The organism is Pirellulales bacterium (assembly GCA_035939775.1).
In the GTDB taxonomy this organism is placed as follows: Bacteria; Planctomycetota; Planctomycetia; order Pirellulales; family DATAWG01; genus DASZFO01.
Genome location: DASZFO010000062.1, coordinates 1 through 18,939, shown reverse-complemented (window position 1 = coordinate 18,939; position 18,939 = coordinate 1). Strand labels below are relative to the sequence as shown.

The 18,939-nt window shown below is 61.4% G+C and carries 13 protein-coding genes; all 13 read left to right on the top strand.

What is annotated here, in order from left to right; translation table 11 throughout:
* Positions 1-27: 27 nt before the first annotated feature.
* Positions 28-3,285: a PEP-CTERM sorting domain-containing protein gene (locus tag VGY55_02965; GenBank protein HEV2968923.1), complete on the top strand. Its 3,258-nt coding sequence runs from the start codon at positions 28-30 to the stop codon at positions 3,283-3,285.
* A 162-nt stretch (positions 3,286-3,447) separates the two neighbouring features.
* Entirely contained in the window at positions 3,448-4,020 is a 573-nt protein-coding gene (locus VGY55_02960; GenBank protein ID HEV2968922.1) for a glutathione peroxidase, read from the top strand.
* Between the two features lie 217 nt (positions 4,021-4,237).
* Positions 4,238-5,530, top strand: coding sequence for a hypothetical protein (locus VGY55_02955; GenBank protein HEV2968921.1), 1,293 nt, complete (start codon positions 4,238-4,240; stop codon positions 5,528-5,530).
* 244 nt (positions 5,531-5,774) lie between these two features.
* Positions 5,775-7,079: a beta-ketoacyl-[acyl-carrier-protein] synthase family protein gene (locus VGY55_02950; GenBank protein ID HEV2968920.1), complete on the top strand. Its 1,305-nt coding sequence runs from the start codon at positions 5,775-5,777 to the stop codon at positions 7,077-7,079.
* 151 nt (positions 7,080-7,230) lie between these two features.
* Positions 7,231-8,754 carry a proline--tRNA ligase gene (gene proS, locus VGY55_02945; protein HEV2968919.1) on the top strand — a complete coding sequence of 508 codons (1,524 nt, stop codon included), beginning with the start codon at positions 7,231-7,233 and terminating at the stop codon, positions 8,752-8,754.
* 226 nt (positions 8,755-8,980) lie between these two features.
* Positions 8,981-10,255, top strand: coding sequence for an NADH-quinone oxidoreductase subunit NuoH (gene nuoH / locus VGY55_02940; protein HEV2968918.1), 1,275 nt, complete (start codon positions 8,981-8,983; stop codon positions 10,253-10,255).
* A 1-nt stretch (position 10,256) separates the two neighbouring features.
* Positions 10,257-10,883 carry an NADH-quinone oxidoreductase subunit J gene (locus VGY55_02935; GenBank protein ID HEV2968917.1) on the top strand — a complete coding sequence of 209 codons (627 nt, stop codon included), beginning with the start codon at positions 10,257-10,259 and terminating at the stop codon, positions 10,881-10,883.
* Between the two features lie 13 nt (positions 10,884-10,896).
* A complete protein-coding gene (gene nuoK / locus VGY55_02930) occupies positions 10,897-11,241 on the top strand; it encodes an NADH-quinone oxidoreductase subunit NuoK (GenBank protein ID HEV2968916.1) in 345 nt (114 codons plus the stop codon).
* A gap of 48 nt (positions 11,242-11,289) precedes the next feature.
* A complete protein-coding gene (locus VGY55_02925; protein ID HEV2968915.1) occupies positions 11,290-13,845 on the top strand; it encodes an NADH-quinone oxidoreductase subunit L in 2,556 nt (851 codons plus the stop codon).
* Between the two features lie 107 nt (positions 13,846-13,952).
* Positions 13,953-15,773 (top strand): NADH-quinone oxidoreductase subunit M, encoded by a 1,821-nt coding sequence (locus VGY55_02920; GenBank protein ID HEV2968914.1) that lies wholly within the window; start codon positions 13,953-13,955, stop codon positions 15,771-15,773.
* 9 nt (positions 15,774-15,782) lie between these two features.
* Entirely contained in the window at positions 15,783-17,603 is a 1,821-nt protein-coding gene (locus tag VGY55_02915) for an NADH-quinone oxidoreductase subunit N (protein HEV2968913.1), read from the top strand.
* Positions 17,604-17,727: 124 nt separating this feature from the next.
* On the top strand, positions 17,728-18,189 hold the full coding sequence (locus VGY55_02910) for a hypothetical protein (GenBank protein HEV2968912.1): 462 nt from the start codon (positions 17,728-17,730) through the stop codon (positions 18,187-18,189).
* Positions 18,190-18,255: 66 nt separating this feature from the next.
* A partial coding sequence (locus VGY55_02905) for a TatD family hydrolase (GenBank protein HEV2968911.1) occupies positions 18,256-18,939 on the top strand: 684 nt, incomplete at its 3' end.

The following is an 18,939-nucleotide window of genomic DNA, read 5'->3' as shown; positions in this document are numbered from 1 at the left end:
CGAGGCGCCATTGTAAAGGGGATTCCCATGTACGGCTGGCACGGGTATCGCGATTGCAATCTGGTCCGCATGGTTTTGGAAACAGTTCGGTGTTGCGGATTGACGGCATTGATCGGGTTGGGACTCTTGGCCGGCAACGGACGCGCCATGAATAGCGTTTGGACTCCGCAGTCGCAGCCCAATCTGGAGTTTCCGCTCGACGCGTCATGGTTCGATGGATCGAATTGGAGCGCCGGATTTCCGGGCGCTTCCGACCGCGCCGTCTTCAACGCGGTGAATCCTCCCCCGAATAGCCCATTCCGGGTTTATTTCGGTGACTTCAACAAGCAAATCATCAATCCGCCGCAGACGATCCCCTTTGCGGCCGGCACGGCTACCGTCGCTGCGCTCGATGTGCAGAACAACACCTGGGTTTTCAACTTCGATGCGTTCAACGCTCCTCCTAATGCCGCGACCGGTAATCTCACGGTGACCGGCGCGGGGAGCTTCGTCATTGGTTCGCTGATCGACGGCGGCGGACTGGGGGGCGCCTCCTTGACGGTGACCGGATCGGGCACGCTGACCAGCAATGGCGCATCGCTCGGCCTCGATTCGGCCACCAGCGGCACCGTGATCCTCACGGGCTCCAGCACTCTTTGGAACGACTCGAATTCCAACGGCATCAATGTCGGCGTCAACGGGCTCGGCACGCTAAACGTCAATAACGGCGCCCAACTCAATGCGAACCTGCTCACGGCCGCGGCCGCCAGCGGATCGGTCGGAGACATCTCGATCAATGGCGGAACGTGCTCTGGCCCGCTCACACTCGGTGGCCACGGCCAAGCGTCGTTGACGGTCAACAGCGGCGGGGCGTCGCTAACCAACGTCAACGTGGCCTTATTCAGCGACAGCACGGCGACTATCACCGTCACCGGCGCCAGTTCGACGCTCGACGCCTCGACCGCGATATCGCTCGGCACGGGCGGCCACGGAACGCTCAACATCGGAAGCGGCGCCCAAGTCACTACGCCTTTCCTTTCCACGGCCCTGGCAAGCGGCTCGGTCGGCGACATCTCCCTCAGCGGCGCCGGTTCTCAACTCAATGTTTCGAATTCGCTGTCGGTCGGCACCGCCGGTCAGGGGACGCTTACCATCGGCAGCGGCGCCCAAGTCACCACGCCGCTGCTCTCCACCGCCGCGGCCAGCGGGTCCGTCGGCGATATCGTCATCAATGGCGGCACACTCTCCAGCGGCCTCTCGCTTGGGGGCCATGGTCAGTCGTCGCTAACGATCAACAGCGGCGCCGCGATGCTCACCAACGCGAACGTGGCCCTCTCCAGCGACAGCACGGCCACCATCACCGTCACCGGCGCCAATTCCTCGCTCAATGCATCGAGCGCACTGTCTATCGGCAGCGCCGGCCACGGGACGCTCAACATCAACAACGGCGCCCAAGTCACCACACCGCTGCTCAGCACCGCCCTGGCCAGCGGTGCGATCGGCGACATTTCCCTCAGCGGCGCCGGTTCTCAACTCAACGTTTCGAATTCGCTGTCGGTCGGCACGGACGGTCAGGGGACTCTTACCATCGGCAGCGGCGCCCAAGTCACTACTCCGCTGCTATCGACCGCCGCCGCCAGCGGCTCCGTCGGCGATATCGTTATCAATGGCGGCACGCTCTCCGGCGGCCTCTCGCTTGGGGGCCATGGTCAGTCGTCGCTAACGATCAACAGCGGCGCCGCGATGCTCACTAACGCGAACGTGGCCCTCTCCAGCGACAGCACGGCCACCATCACCGTAACCGGCGCCAATTCCTCGCTCAATGCATCGAGCGCACTGTCTATCGGCAACGCCGGCCACGGGACGCTCAACATCAACAACGGCGCCCAAGTCACCACACCAATCCTCTCCACCGCCGCCGCCAGCGGTTCCGTCGGCAACGTCGTCATCAATGGCGGCACTTTCTCCGGAGGCCTCACGCTCGGAGGCGAAGGTCAGTCGTCGCTGACAATCACCAGCGGCACGGCCTCGATCACAGGTTCGAACGTCGCGCTCGATGCGGACAGCACGGCGTCGATCACCGTGAGCGGCCCGAACTCGAAAATGGACATTGCGCAGTTTCTTGCCGTCGCCACCGGCGGCCGCGCGACGGCCCAGTTCAGCGGCGGCGCGGCGGTTACTGGCCAAGGGGGGGCCCTCGTCGGGGCCTCCGCCGGCAGCCAAGGGGATCTGACCATTACGGATGCCGGCACGACTTGGACCATTGCCGAACAGATGGATGTTGGCAATAGCGGAGCCGGTTCGCTGACCATCGCCGCGGGCGCTGTGTTTTCGACCGGTTCGACGGGGTCTCCCACCGGAACGAGCGGGGTGATCGGGGGAAACACGGGCGGCACCGGCACGGTAACGGTTACCGGTGCCGGTTCGACCTGGACCCAGAATGGTGGCCTGTCCGTTGGCTTTGATGGGCAAGGCACGATGATGGTCGAAGCGGGAGGATTGGTCCACTCCGCCAGCGGCTACGTTGGCCGCTTCTCCGGCGCCGTCGGCCATGCGACCGTAACCGGCACGAATTCGACTTGGAACGTGGACGGCTCCCTCTTCATAGCCAGTGACGGCAGCGGTTCCGGCGGGAGTGGCTCGGGCGGCAACGGCTCGCTGGTCGTCGCCTCGAATGGCGCAGTCACTGTCGGTAGCGAGCTACAAATCGGCGCTCAAGGAACGGTCAATGTCACAGGGGGACGAATGGCAGTCGGGTCGGGCGGCTTGCCAGCCGCCGCTGGAACTTTGCACGTCGGTCCCAACGGGTTGCTCGAGGGCATCGGCACGATTATCGGGCATGTAGTCAACGACGGCAGCGCGAAGGTCGCAGAAACCAGTCGAATCATGGGTGGACTCGATGGCACTGGCATAACGCAGGTGAACGCCGGTGGCAGTCTCACCGCCGACCACATCATCCAGAATGCTTTGTTCGTCGGGGGCGCATCCGGCAGCCCGGCCCTGGTGACGATCGACGCCTCGGATTCCAACGGCAATCCGCTGGCAAGCGACATGTCGTTAGCCGGTTCGCTCTCGCCGAGCGATCCGTTTGGCGCGGGGCTGGGTTCCAGCGCCTTGATCGGCGACACGGCTAGCAGCGACTCGATGGGCACGGACCTCGCGCTTTCGCTGAATAATCCGAGCGCCGAATTCGCATCCGCAACGGTGCCGGAGCCCACGACGATCGTGCTGCTGGCGATCGCAATGATCGGTCTGCTCAGCCATGAAAGAAAGACTTCGCGATTTGCGAAACCGAGAAACTATTAGTTGCGCGGCCTTCGAGAACGCGGCCCAGCACGAATTCCACTACAGTCCGGCTTAGGGTTGCTTGAAATTCCATTCGGCTGACGGTAGGCTGCGTGTTCCGCCGTCGCCGGCGCCTGCCCATAACCCACGACACTTTCGTCCCGCCCGATAGGAGATACCTTCATGTTCAGAATCTTCGTGCTCGCCGCATTTACAGGAGTATTTGCCTTGGCCACTGGAATTACCGCTGCTGTCGAGAAGACCCCGACTGCTTTGAGCTTCACGATGAATTCGCTCGACGGCAAGCATGTCGACTTGAGTCAGTATCACGGTAAGGTGGTGATGATCGTGAACGTAGCGAGCAAGTGCGGGCTGACTCCACAATACAAGCCGCTGGAGGCCCTGCACGAAAAATATGAGAAGGACGGACTGGCGATTCTCGGCTTCCCCTGCAACCAATTTGCCGGGCAAGAGCCGGGCACGGCGGAGGAGATTTCCAAGTTCTGCACGACCAAATACAACATCAGCTTCCCGATGTTCGCCAAAATCGAGGTCAATGGAGACGGCGCCTGCCCACTCTACAAGTATTTGAAATCGCTCGATGTGAAGCCAAAGGGGAAGGGAGATGTGAGCTGGAACTTTGAGAAGTTCATCATCGGCCGCGACGGAGGAGTTGTCGCCCGATTCGAGCCGCGAACGAAACCCGACTCGCCGGAAGTCGTGAGCGTGATCGAGGCCGAATTGGCGAAGAAGTGAGACGGGACGCGCCGGAAAAAGATTTCCAGGATTTCCCAATCGCACCAGTTTATCGTTTCAGTCAGTTGGGGTGCTGCCGGTTCCCTTTCGTACTTCGCACTTTGTACTTCGTACCTGTACCTGCCGCCCTTGCTCGGCTTTAGCGCGATCCCTATACTCCCGCGCCGGCCCAGACGGGCCGTTTGTTTGCACTTTCGTTCAGCAAGGAGGCTGACCGATGCTCGCCTCGTCGAAAGCCCTGCTGGTGGGCGTCGCTGCCAGCCTGATGTTCGCTTGTTTCGCCCGCGGGCAAGCCCCCGGCCCGCTAAATCCTGGTCCTGCGGTCCCACTGCCGACCATGGGTTCCGTTGGACCGTCGACCGACAACGGCGCCGATACGAGCCATTCCATGTGGCGGTCGCCATCGGCCGCCGCATCGAACAGCGCTCCCTCGTCGAATTACTCCATCCCGCCGGCTACGCGCGCTAGTGCCACGGCGACTCCCGCCATGCAGCGCGCTCCGATCGCCAAGGTGACCAACGGCAACGGTACGCTCCCCAACGACAAGGGCCAAATCTGGCGCGAATATGACATCACCCCCTATACGCTCCGCGTCACATCCACGAATCGTCCCGAGCAGGCGATCGTCGATTGGATTCTTCGCGAAACGGGCTACGAGGCCTGGCATTCCGATCCGGTCGGCCTATTGAGCGCCGACCATCGCACGCTCCGCGTCTATCACACGCCGGAAATGCAGGCAGTGGTTTCCGAGATGGTCGATCGGTTCGTCAACAGCGAGGCGGATACGCAATCGTTCGGCCTGCGGATCGCCAGCATCGGCACGCCGAGTTGGCGGGCGAAGGCCCAAAAGATGCTGCATCCTGTGACCGTCCAGTCGCAGGGGATTCAGGCCTGGATTCTCGCTAAGGAAGATGCGTCGTTGCTGGTGGCCGATATGCGCAAGCGGAGTGATTTCCGCGAATACAACTCCCCCTATTTACTCGTGAACAACGGCCAATCGACGGTCGTCTCGACGATGCGCCCGCGAAACTATTCGAGCGCCGTAATTCTGCACCCCGAGCAGGCCCATCCCGGCTTCGAGCCGCAGATTTCGCAATTCGAGGAGGGTTTCTCGCTGGAGTTCAGCCCGCTCCTATCGCTCGATGGCAAATCGATCGACGCGATGCTCAAGTGCCACGTCGATCAACTCGAAAAGATGGTCCCGGTGACGATCGACGTGCCCACGGTCATCTCGCCGCGGCAGCATACGGACATCGACGTGCCGCAGTGGGCCAGCTATCGAGTCCACGAGCGGTTCCATTGGCCGAACGACCAGGTGCTGCTAATCAGCTTCGGCGTGATCGCGACGCCGTTGACGCCGGAACCAAGCGTCAGACTGCCGCTCATAACGCAGTCACCGCGAGCGGAGCTGCTCGTCTTCGTCGATAATCGCGGGGCGAACGGCAAGCCCCCCGTCGCGCCGCCGCGCACCGGCCAACGCGACAATTCGATGTACCGCGGCCGCTACTAACAAGTACGAAGTACGAAGGACAGAGTACGAAGTACAAATCGATCGGGGATGGCGAGAACGCTGATTCTGACCTCTGTCGATGGCCGCTTTCCACTATCCCGGCAAAATGGGTGCGTTATACTGGTCGGCGAGGATTTGACGCCGGAAAAGCCGGCGGATCGATACTTGCCGAGCAAATACAGGTCGCGATTCGACGTCCTGTCTCGGCTTTGTACTTCGCCCTTTGTACTTCGTATTTAAGATCATGGTTCGTCGCGTCGTTATCACCGGCATCGGCCTGGTCAGCCCGTTGGGCAATTCGAAGGAGGCCCTCTGGGATGCGCTCGTTTCCGGTCGCAGCGGTGTAGGGCCGTTCAACAGCCCACTGGTCGAGGCGTTGCCGGCCCGATTTGCCGCGGAGGCCAAGTTCTCCGGCGATATCGAGGAATTCGGCCCGCTCGACAAAGAGCAGAAAAAGGCGATTCGCAAGGGGCTGAAGCTGATGTGCCGCGAATCGCAGATGGGGGTAGCCGCGGCGCAATTGGCCTTGGCCGACGCGAAGATTGCGGTCGGCGGCGTCGATCCCGAGCGGATTGGCTGCGTGTTCGGCACCGACTACATGCTCACGCTGCCGGAGGATTTCAGCGCGGCGGTGAATCGTTGTCGGTCGGAACAGGGCGTCTTTGATTATTCGCGCTGGGGTAAGGAGGGGATGGCCGAGATCACTCCCCTGTGGCTGCTCAAGTATCTGCCGAACATGCCGGCCAGCCACGTGGCGATCTACAACGACCTTCGTGGCCCGAACAACTCGATCACGCATCGCGAGGCGGCCGCCAATCTGGCCGTGGCCGAGGCGTTTCACACGATCACTCGCGGTAGCGCTGACATCATGGCGGCCGGCGCGACGGGCACACGGGTCCATCCGATGAAATCGGTCCACGCCGCGCAGCAGGAAGAGTTGGCCTCGAACGGCGTCGATCCGGCCCGAGCCAGCCGTCCGTTCGATCTCAATCGGAGCGGCATGGTGCTCGGCGAAGGGGCGGCGCTCGTCGTGCTGGAGGAACTGGGCTCGGCAGAAGCCCGCGGCGCGATGATTTACGCTGAGATCGTCGGGACCGGATCGTCGCAGGCCACCGATAAGAACTATGTCGCTCACCGCGATGTAGCGCTGGCCAACGTGATCCGCCGCTCGCTCGCCGAGGCCGGCGCGCCCCCCGACGACGTTGGCCACATTCACGCCCACGGTCTTTCAACGCGCACGAGCGATGCCGATGAAGCCCGGGCAATCCGCGAAGTGTTCGGCGAGCGGGCCAACCGGATCCCGGTCACGGCCGCCAAGAGCTTTTTCGGCAACCTCGGAGCAGGGAGCGGCATGGTCGAGCTGATCGCCAGCGTGCTGGCCCTGTCGAACGATTGCTTGCCACCCATCTTGAACTACGAGACTCCCGATCCCGAATGCCGGATCACGCCGGCGGGTCCCGCTCACTCCGAGCCCGGCCGCAGCTTCATCAATCTGAGCGTCACGCCGCAAGGCCAAGCCAGCGCCGTGATGGTCCGGCGGTTTGAGTGAGCGGTGTTTGAACCGGCTGGCAATGTCCCGTTAACCGGTTCGCTTGCGAACCGACGCGCAAAGCGCCCACCGGATCGCAAGCGAGCGGGCTAACGAAACGTCAGCGTCGCAATTGACATTTGACTTTCAACTATCTCTCGCCACCTTTCCCATGGCAAAAGCTCCGAAAACTGCGATCACTCCCACTCGCGAAGCAGACTATCCAGAATGGTATCAGCAGGTCGTCAAGGCCGCCGATCTGGCGGAAATCTCGCCCGTCCGCGGTTGCATGGTCATCAAGCCTTGGGGCTACGCGATCTGGGAAAACATCCAGCGCACGCTCGACCGGATGTTCAAGGAGACCGGGCATCAGAACGCCTACTTTCCACTTTTCATCCCGCTGAGTTACTTGGAAAAGGAGGCGCAGCACGTCGAGGGTTTTGCCAAGGAATGCGCCGTGGTCACCCACCATCGGCTTGAGGCCGGCCCTGGCGGCGGGCTAGTTCCTACCGGAAAGCTCGAAGAGCCGCTCGTCATTCGGCCCACGAGCGAAACGATTATCGGCGCGATGTATGCCAAGTGGGTGCAATCGTATCGCGATCTGCCGATCCTGATCAATCAATGGGCGAACGTCGTGCGCTGGGAGATGCGCACCCGCCTCTTTCTCCGCACGACCGAATTCTTGTGGCAGGAAGGTCACACGGCCCACGCGACCGAGGCCGAGGCGATGGAGGAGACGCTCAAGATTCTCGATCTTTATGCGACGTTCGCCCAAGACTACATGGCAATGCCGGTCATCAAGGGAGAAAAGACTGCCGGCGAGCGATTCCCCGGCGCGGTGAATACCTACAGCATCGAGGCGATGATGCAGGACCGCAAAGCGCTTCAGGCCGGCACGTCGCACTTTCTCGGGCAGAACTTCTCGCGGGCCCAGGAGATCAAGTTTCTCAATCAGGAAGGCAAGGAAACGTTCGCCTGGACCACTTCCTGGGGCGTTTCGACTCGGCTGGTCGGCGCGCTGATCATGACCCATAGCGACGACGATGGGCTGGTGCTTCCGCCGCGATTGGCCCCAGCGCATGTCGTCATTCTGCCGATCTTCCGCACGGACGAAGAGCAAAGCGCGGTGCTCGACTATTGCCGCCGCGTGCAACAAGAATTGGCGACTAAGACCTACGACGGCGAGAGAATTCGGGTGATCTTCGACACCCGCGATTTGCGCGGCGGGGAGAAAACCTGGCAGCACATCAAGAAAGGAGTGCCATTGCGGCTGGAGATCGGGCCGCGCGACGTGGCCGGCGATTCGCTCTTCGTCGGCCGCCGCGACACACAGGAAAAGAAATCCGTCCCTCGCGGCGAGTTTGTCGCCACCGTCGATCAGCGGCTTGGCGAGATTCAAACCGCACTCTTTCAGAGGGCGCTTGCGGCGCGCGAAGCCAACACGCGCGAATTCAACGACCGCGACGAGTTTATCCGCTACTTCACGCCGAAAAACGAGGAGCAGCCAGAGATCCACGGCGGCTTCGCCTTGGCTCACGTGGCCGAAGATCCAGCGGTGGATCAACTCTTGAAGGACCTCAAGGTGACGATCCGCTGCGTGTCGCGACTCGGCGAAATCGGCGGCGATGGCGGCGACGGGCGCTGCATCTTTACCGGCAAACGCGGCCGCCGCGTCGTGCTGGCGAAAGCGTATTGAGCTCCGTCGTTAATGTCCAGGCGAAAAAACTGCCCGTCAGGGGCTTGTGTTCGCGAGGCACTTTGTGCCATATTTCACGATCTCAAGTGCCATGCCCAAACCGAGTTCCATCCGCTTCTGAGAATGGGTTGCGGCTGGGGCGCACGAACACAAGCCGGGAAGTGGGCGGCGAGGACTTCCAGCGCCGCAGACCGCCGCTTTCCCGTTCAAATACGACGCAGACGCGGTGGCCGAATTCTTTATCAATTCGTGGGGATGGTGGTCCTGGCTGAGCTACGCCTTGGCCGCGGTGATCCACGGGACCCTGCTGATCAATGTGGTCGCCGTCGGCGCCCTGTTTTTCATTTGGCTGGAGCGAAAGGTCTCCGGCCGCATTCAGGATCGGCTGGGGCCAACGCGCGTCGGCGGTAAATTCGGCTGGCTCCAATCGCTAGCCGACGGTCTGAAGTTGATCACGAAAGAAGACCTGATGCCCGAGGGGGCGGACGGGATGCTCTTTCGCGTCGCCCCGTATGTCAGCTTTTGCGCCTCGTTCGCGGCGTATTTCGCCCTTCCATTCGCCGACAACTGGGTCGGGCTGCGGCTGAATGTGGCGGTATTCTTCATCATCGCCGTGCTGGGGCTGGAAGTCTTCGGCGTGATCCTGGCCGGATACTCGTCGGCCTCGAAGTGGTCGCTATTCGGGGCGATGCGCGAGGCGGCCCAAGTGGTGAGCTACGAGGTGCCGCTGGGGATGTGCATCGTCGTGCCGGTGCTTATCGCGGGCTCGATGGATCTGGTAACGATCGGCGAGATGCAGCGGGGATGGTTCACGCATTGGTTTATATTCCACGATCCATTCACGTTCATCATCTTCTGGGTGTACTTCACCTGCGCGACCGCCAGCGTCAACCGTGCCCCGTTCGATCTGGCGGAGGCCGAGAGTGAGTTGGTCGCCGGTTTCCACACCGAGTATTCCGGCCTGCGGTGGAGCTTTTTCTTCATGGCCGAGTATGGGTCGATGTTTGCCGTAAGCGGATTGGCATCGATCCTGTTCTTCGGCGGCTGGAACGGCCCCGTGCCGATCACGCAGTGGCTTGGCCTGGCCCATTCCACAAATCCCCTGCTGCATTACTTTGGCAACTTGCTCGGGATGCTCAATTTCATGTTCAAATGCAGCCTGGGCATCACGCTGATGATGTGGGTCCGCTGGACGTTGCCGCGGCTGCGCATCGATCAGGTGATGAAGACCTGCTTGAAATACTGCACGCCGATCGCCGCCGTCATGTTCTTGGGTGCGATGCTCTGGAAATACGAGTTGCCAGGCGGCCTTGGAATTTTGCGATCGACGCCGATGGCCGAAGTCCGCGAGGGCTGGCTGGCTGACGGCGCGCAAGTACAAAGTACGAAGGTCGAAGGCGACGCCCCTCACCCTAACCCTCTCCCAAAGGGAGAGGGGACTGCAAAACGCGCCGCGGCGAGCTTCGCGTCTAGGTTAGCTGACTCACGGGAGAGGCGCTGACGTGCAAGCGATCAACTGGCACTCGTTCATGTTCCTGCTCTTCTCGCTGCTCGCCTGCGCGTTTGCGCTGGCCGTCGTGTTCTCCAGCAATATCGTTCGGATGGCGTTCTATTTGGTGCTTTCGCTGGGCGCGACGGCGGGGCTGTTCTTCCTGGCGGGGGCCGATTTCGTCGGAGCGATGCAAATTCTGATCTACGTTGGCGGCACGCTTGTGCTGCTCGTATTCGGCGTGATGCTCACCGCGCAAGGCCCCTTCATTTCGATGAAAACCTCTGGCGGAGAATGGATCCTGACGGCGTTCGTCGGCGGATCGCTTCTGGCCGTGTTGCTGCCGACGGCGTTCAAAATCGGGGACTGGAATCAGGGGGCGCAAACGAAAGCCGCGGCCGCGATAAATTCTCTTCCACAAGCGCAACCCACCTCGACGCGCCTCGGACTCGGGCTGCTCGGGGCGCGCGTGGATCAGTTGGACGAACCGGATACTGGACCCAGAGGAACGCTATCGGGCTATTTGCTGCCATTTGAAATCGTGTCCGTGCATCTGCTGGTTGTGTTGATCGGCGCGGCGTACCTGGCCCGAGCCAAGCGCCGCGCCAAGCCGCGCGGCACGATCGGCATCGAATCTTGAAATCCAAAATCGCATGAACCTCTTGACCGAACCCATCGGCGTCTCGCACTACCTGGTCGTCGGTGCGATCCTGTTCGTCGCCGGCGTGGTGTGCATGGCCACGAAGCGCAATGCGCTCGGCGTCTTGATGGGGATCGAGTTGGTGCTCAACGGAGCGAACGTGAACTTCGTAGCCTTCGGGAGCAAGTTTCTCCAGGCCAATCCAACTTTTTCAATCGGCTTGGACGGCAGCCTGATCGCGCTGTTCGTCATCGTGTTGGCGGCGGCCGAGGCTGCGGTGGCATTGGCGATCACGCTCAACTTCTATAACAACCACTCGACGGTCGACGTGGATCGCGCGGATGAACTCAAGGGTTAAGTACGAAGTGCGAAGTACAAAGTACGAAGCGATCAAGTCACGCCACGCATGAATCTTGCCGCGACATTACCGGTGCTGTTGGGACTGGCCTGGCTCTTGCCGCTGGTCTCGTTCGCGCTGATCGTGTTCTTCGGTCCGCGGATGGGCAAGCACGGCCGGAAGGCAGCCTGGGTGGCCACCGGGGCGATTCTGACGGGCTTTGTCCTGTCGGTCGTGGCTTTGATCGGCTGGGTTTCACAGCATCCGGTAGTGTCGGCGCGGCAGAAAGCGATCGCGGCGGCAAATGAGAGCGGCGCCGTCGATAAGGCTACAGCCGTCGATAAGGCCGCTGCGAGCGAAGGAACTGCCGGCAAGCAGTCCGCCGGTGGCGATGAATCTGAACCTGTCGCGCCTCCGGCCTACTACAGCGGCGAGTGGTACACGGTCGCCGTCATCGGGCCGCTCAAGCTTACCATCGGCTACTACATCGACGCCCTGACGATCGTCATGTTCGCGATGATCACGCTCATCGCGACGTGCATCCACTTTTACGCCTCGGGCTACATGCACGACGAGTTGCACGACGTGACCGATCACGAGGTGACGCTCTCCGACGGCCACCACCTGCAGCGCCACGGGCGCTACCCGCGCTTCTTTCAGTACTTCTCGCTCTTCTGCTTCAGCATGCTCGGGCTGGTGATCGCCGGCAACATCTTCATGGTGTTCGTGTTCTGGGAGCTGGTGGGAATCTGCTCTTACTTCTTGATCGGTTTCTACTATGAGCGCAAGAGCGCCTCGAACGCCGGCAACAAAGCCTTCATCGTCAACCGCGTCGGCGATTTCGGCATGATCATCGGCCTGATGGCGCTCTGGGGAACGCTGGGCACGTTTGCCTTCGGCGACAGCAAAGACGCGAGCGGGAAAATCGAGTCGCGCGGCATCTTCAGCCTCGTTCGAGCGCCGGAGAACAATTATGCCCTCAAGGCGACCGACCGCATGGTTCGCGACGACGCGGGGAGCCCCGCGGTAAAGCTGCGGCGGCAAGTTCTGAAGGAACATGCGGCCGATCCGCGCCATCCTACCAAAGAGGAAATCGCCGCCACGGAGTCCGAAGTCGAAAGCGAGCTGCACGACTGGCGCGACGGCAAGCGCGTCATCGTCAATTCCGACGGCAGCGAAACTCCCGATCCCATCCATTATGGCCATCGCCTGTTGCTGATCGCCGGCTTGGGCATCTTCTGCGGCTGCGTGGGCAAGAGCGCGCAATTCCCGCTGCACGTTTGGCTCCCCGATGCGATGGAAGGGCCCACGCCCGTTTCCGCTCTAGTTCACTCGGCGACGATGGTCGCGGCCGGAGTTTATCTCGTCGGCCGCTTCTATCCCGTTTTCACGCCGGAGGTGCTGCTGGTGATCGCCATCATCGGCTGCATCACGCTCGCGCTGGCCGCCACGATCGCCATCACGGCCGTCGATATCAAGCGGGTGCTGGCCTATTCGACGGTCAGCCAACTCGGCTATATGATGCTGGCGCTAGGGGTCGGCGGCTGGCTGGCTGGACTATTCCATCTCATCACGCACGCATTTTTCAAGAGCCTGCTGTTCCTTTGCTCCGGCTCGGTGATCCACGCTTGCCATACGAACGACATGACGAAGATGGGCGGGCTGCGGAAAAAGATGCCCTGGACCGCTTACACGATGCTCGTCGGCTGTCTGGCGATCATCGGGGGCGGGATTCCATTCTTGATCGGCCTGAGCGGCTATTACTCCAAGGACTCGATCATCGCCCAAACTTTGTCGTTCAAGAACAGCAATCCGAATCCGTTGTGCGGCGTGTTCTTTTTTGTGGCCGCCGCCGGGGCATCGGTCACGGCATTCTACATGTTCCGACTGTGGTACATGACGTTCGTCGGTGCGCCTCGCGATCATCATGTCCACGATCATGTCCATGAATCGCCGAAGGTGATGTATATCCCGCTGGTCGTGCTGGCGGTATTTGCCGTTTGCATCGGCTGGCCGATTTTCGGTGTGCCTGATCTTTTGGAACAAGCGCGGCCAGCGGGGACTGCCGCCACGATCAACGGCGGCGTCTTCATGCCTTGGCTCGTTCACCCGGCGGAGCATCTGAGCCACGAAGTAGCGGTGCACATCTCCGCAACGATGGTCGCGAGCACGACGGCGCTGGCCGGCTTTTTGCTCGCCACGGTGATTTACGCCTGGAAACTGCTCAACCCCGACGAGATTTGCAATCAGTTCCGCTGGATCTACCGGCTGCTGTGGAACAAGTGGTATTTCGACGAGTTGTATCAAACGATCTTCGTCCGCCCGGTGATGTTCGTTTCGCGCCGCGTGGCCGATTTCGACAAACAAGTGATCGACCCGTTCATCAACGGCTGCGCGCTCGCCGTGCGCAGCGTCTCGGTGCTCGACGACTTGATCGATCGGCTGTTCGTCGATGGATTGGTCAATGCGACGGCCCGCTGGATTCATTCGACCGGCCTGCGGCTGCGCGGCGTGCAGACGGGCCGGCTGCGGCAATACGTGGTGCTGATCGTGGTTGGCACCGTCGGCCTATTCATCCTAATCAGCTTCTTCTGGAATTCGGCATGGGGTGCGTCCAGCCCCTGACCATTGACCAATAGTTGGAGTTCAGGCTTTAGCCTGCCGCCGCCTAAAGGCTGAACTCCAACAATCCGACCTCCGACCTCCGACCTCCGACCTCTGACCTCCGGCCTATGTCCAATCAATACACTACGCTCCTGACGCTGGTCGTCTTCCTGCCCGCCTTGGGCGCGCTGGCCTTGGCGTTCTTTCCTAAGGACCGGCCCGAGGCGATGCGGCTCTTTTCGCTGATCGTAACAGGCGCGGTGTTCCTGCTGACGGTGCTCTTGGCGTGGCCGTCGGCATCTGGCGCGAATGGTGCGGCGGGAAGCACCGGCTTCTCAGTCGGGCAAGCCGCGATGCAGGATACGTTCTCCTTGCCTTGGATCAGCTCGTTCAAGATCTTCTACTTCATGGGGCTCGACGGCATCAGCCTGCCGCTGGTGCTGCTCACGTCGTTCTTGAGCATGCTGGCGATGGCTGCAAGCTGGCCGATCACGAAGGCGATGCGGGCGTATTGCATCCTGTTTCTGCTCTTGGAAACAGGGATGCTCGGTGTCTTTCTCGCGCTCGATTTCTTTCTGTTCTATGTGTTTTGGGAAGTGATGCTGCTGCCGATGTATTTCCTGATCGGCGTTTGGGGCGGCCCGCGGCGCGAGTACGCGGCAATCAAGTTCTTCCTGTACACGTTGCTCGGCAGCGTGTTTATGTTGATCGCCATTTTGATGCTGTATTTCAATAGCGACCTGCGGCTGCTCTCGGCGGATCAATTGGTCGTGGCGAAGGTGGCCGACACTCCCGAGGCTGCCAGTTCCATTCGGTCCTCGACGGAGCCACAGCACACGTTCAATATCCTGGCCCTCACCAAAATGGGGCAGCTTGCGGAATCGCCGTTCAGCGGCGAGATGGTCGACGGCAAATACATTCACAAGCCGCTGCTGTGGGGCAAGAACCTGCAATGGTGGGCCTTCTTGCTGCTCTTCATCGGCTTCGCGATCAAGGTGCCGGCCGTGCCGCTGCACACCTGGCTCCCCGATGCGCACGTCGAGGCCCCGACCCCGATATCGATGATCCTCGCCGGCGTGCTCTTGAAGATGGGAGGCTACGGCATCATCCGCATTTGCTATCCGATCTGCCCCGACGCCGGTTACGATCTGGCCTGGTTTGTCTGCGGCGTCGGCGTGGTGAGCATGATCTACGGGGCGTTCGCCGCGATGGCCCAGAAGGATTTCAAGCGCTTGGTGGCCTATAGCTCGGTGAGCCACATGGGATACGTCGTGCTCGGCCTCGGAGTTTGGAGCGCCACGAGAAAGTACGATTTCAACCCGGATTACTGGGCGCAAGGCGTCAACGGCGCGATGTTCCAGATGATTGCCCACGGCATCAGCTCGGCCGGCATGTTCTTTCTGGTCGGCGTGATCTACGACCGAGTGCATCATCGCAATCTCGACCAGTTCGGCGGGCTGTTCGCAAAGATGCCCGTCTACAGCGGCATCGCGATCGGCATTTTCTTCGCCGGGTTGGGGCTGCCGGGCCTGTGCGGATTCATCGGCGAGGTGCTGGTGACACTCTCGGTCTGGAACTTCAGCCATACGCTGGCCGTTTTGTCCGCCTCGGTGGTGATTCTCACGGCGGGCTACATTTTGTGGACGATCCAGCGCGTTTATCTTGGCCCCGAATATAAGGGCCCGCACGGCGATCACCTTACTCCGATGACGAGGCGCGAGTTGGCGATCGCCGCGCCGCTATTGGCCTTTGCGATTCTGCTAGGCGTCTATCCGCAGGCGATTTTCAATTACATGACCCCCAGCGTGAACAAGTCGGTCACTGACCTCGCCGAGTGGACGAAGACCGTGAAAGACGCGCCGACCGAATCCGGCGGAACGACCGCTAGCGCGGAATTACGGACAAGTGCTACTCTCGCCGCCGAGACCGCGTCCGCGCACCATAACTGACAACAAGACGTGAATTCACTTTCGCAACTCGTCGATTCACTGCTGCACAATACCGTGGCGCTGAGCTTGCCGGCTTTCCGCACGGAGCTGGCGATCTGCGCGACGATCGTGCTGATGCTCTTGCTGCGCGTGTTCCGCGGCCTCGAGCGGATCGATGCCTTTTATATCGCGCTGGCGGGCTCGCTCGTCGGGCTGTGGCTGGCGCTACCGTGGACGCAGCCCGAGTCGCTCCTGGCCGCGGACGGCCACGTGGTGCGACATGAGTTGTTCACCGGTATGTTGACATACGACTCGTTCACGCTATTCTTCCGCGGCTTGCTGATGTTCTTCGCCGTCGTGTTCGTGACACTTACGCGGCTCTCTGGCATTCCCGATCGCGAAGACGCTCCGGACTTCTATTCGCTCGTGCTCGGGGCGACTCTCGGCATGTGCATCATGGCCTCGGCCAATCACGTCGTGACGATCTTCTTGGGCGTTGAGATGGCGAGCGTGCCTTCATATGCCTTGGCGGGCATGCTCAAGGGGCGGCGCAAGAGCAGCGAGGCGGCCCTGAAGTATTCGATCTATGGGGCGGGAGCGGCCGGGATAATGCTTTACGGCCTTAGCCTGCTGGCGGGCGTGCTCGGCTCGTGTCACCTGCCGACGATGACCAATCAATTGGCGGAGTTCATCCAGGCGGGCACGATCGGCGACCGCACCATGGTGCTAGTGCTTGGCGGGCTGATGGTGATGGTCGGGCTGGCGTTCAAGCTCTCGGCGGTGCCGTTTCATTTCTGGTGCCCCGATGTGTTCGAGGGGGCCAGCGCCGAGGTGAATGCCTTTCTGTCCGTGGCCTCGAAGGCGGCGGCGCTGGCGCTTCTGATCCGCGTGACGGTCGGGTTCGGCTTTGTCGAGCCATCCGCCAAACCGGCGGTTCCGGTAACGGCACTCGTGACCGCATTGAAACCGGTTACGAATTCGATGACGGGAAGATTGGCGACCGCAAATCCGGTGGCTTACGCCACCGGCTCAAATTCGGACGCTGGGTCGCCTTCCTTTGCCGACGTACGAGCCGGTGGCCGTAAGGCCCCGGAGGGCGCAGCCAATCGAACCACTGACCCGCGCATCGCGGCCCTCAATCCGGTCCGCAGCTACATGGCCGTGCTCGTCGGCTTCATCGCCGCGATCACATGCACGTTCGGCAATCTGGCCGCGTACGGCCAGACGAATATCAAGCGGCTCTTGGCGTATTCCACCATTGCGCACGCCGGGTACATGATGATGCCGGTCGCGGCCGGATTGGTGCTGGCTGGAAAGAACCCGGCGGCGGCCGAGGCCGCCTTCGCCGCCGTGCCGCTATATGCCGGAGTTTATTTGTTCATGAACCTCGGCGCCTTCGCGATCGTCGCCTTCCTTCGCAATACGCTCCGCAGCGAAGAAATCGCCGACTACGCCGGCCTGATCCGCACTTCGCCAGGGCTGGTGATCTGCTTCGGCACGATCCTATTTAGCCTCGTCGGCATGCCGCCGCTAGCGGGTTTCTCGGGAAAGTTCGTGATTTTCTCGACGCTTGTCGATGGAATTCAAAACGACGCCGCTCGCGGGATGATGATCACGCTATTGGTCGTGGGCGGCCTGAACACGGCCGTGAGCCTGTTCTACTATTTGCGGGTGGTGAAAGTGATGGCGTTCGAGCCGGAGCCGAAGGACCGCCCGCCGTTCACCTTCCCGCTCGTCTCGTTCCCCGGGGCCTACGTGGTGGCGATTACCCTGCCGGTTCTGCTGCTGGGGCTCTGGTGGAACGATTTATACGAATGGGCGCACCGCGCCGCGTCGCAGCTCTTGTGGTGAAACGTGCGAAGGCGTGAAGGCGTGAAAAAGGGGACAGGTCCAATTAAGTCGGCACGGGAGCCTGTCACCTCGATTTTTCCATAAGCCGACTTAATTGGACCTGTCCCCTTTTTCACGTCCACGCATGCATCAAGTTCGACCCGATTCGATCGATGTTCTCGGCCGGCTGTTTCGCATCCTCTACCGGTCGCTGCCGATGTATCTGGCGGGGGCCGATCCGTGGACGCATATCGGCGATGAGCCTGCCGCGAAGGTGCTCGCCGACATCGTGGCCGACCAGCAACTCTACGCCGGCCGGATCGCCGAGGCGATCTTGCAGAAGCGTGGCCGCGTCGATAACGGCGATTTTCCGATGGAATTCACCGAGCTGAACATGCTCTCGTTCGACTTCCTGCTCACGGAGATGGCCCGCCGCCAAAAACAGGACGTCGGGGCGATCGAGCGCTGCGTGGCCGATCTGGCCGGCGATCTGGAGCTGCAAGTGCTGGCCGAAGAGGTCCTCGGCAACTCCCGCGGCCATCTCGAATCGCTGGAAGAGGTGGTCAAACACCGCAGCGACGACAAGCTGAAACTGGCAACGCCGTAACATCATCCTGTAAATCCTGTTAATCCTGTCTGAAACTTGCTTGACAGGAATTACAGGATGGGTTTCATGTCGCTCATCGATACGCACGCGCATCTGGATTCTGAGGATTTCGACGCGGATCGCCCGGCCGTAATCGAGCGGGCGAAGGCTGCCGGCGTCGAGCGGATTGTCGTCATCGCGGTCACGGCCGATTCGAGCGCCGCGGTCGTGCGGCTGGCGGCAGAGCATGACGCTTTGTACGCGGCCGTCGGAATCCATCCCAATTACACGGCCGAAGCGCAGGAGGAAGATTGGGACCGCGTGGTCGCGCTCGCCGGCTCTCCGCGGGTCGTGGCCCTGGGCGAGACCGGCCTCGACCGGTTTCGCGACCATTCTCCTTTCCCGTTGCAGCAGGAATATTTCGACCGGCATATCCGCCTGTCGCAAGAACTGGGTTTGCCGTTCATCGTCCACATGCGGCAATGCGAGGCCGACGTCTTGGAGATACTCCGCGAAGCCCGCCGCCGCGGCCCGCTCACGGGCGTGATGCACTCGTTCACGGGCGATGCGGCGATGGCCGAGGAGTGCTTGGGGCTTGGTCTGTGCATCAGCTTCGCGGGAATGGTGACTTACAAGAAGTCGGCCGACCTGCGCGCCGTGGCCGCGACGATTCCGGCCGACCGCATCCTTGTGGAGACCGACAGCCCCTATCTGGCCCCGGAGCCGCTGCGCGGCAAACGCAACGAACCGGCGAACGTCGTCCACACCGCC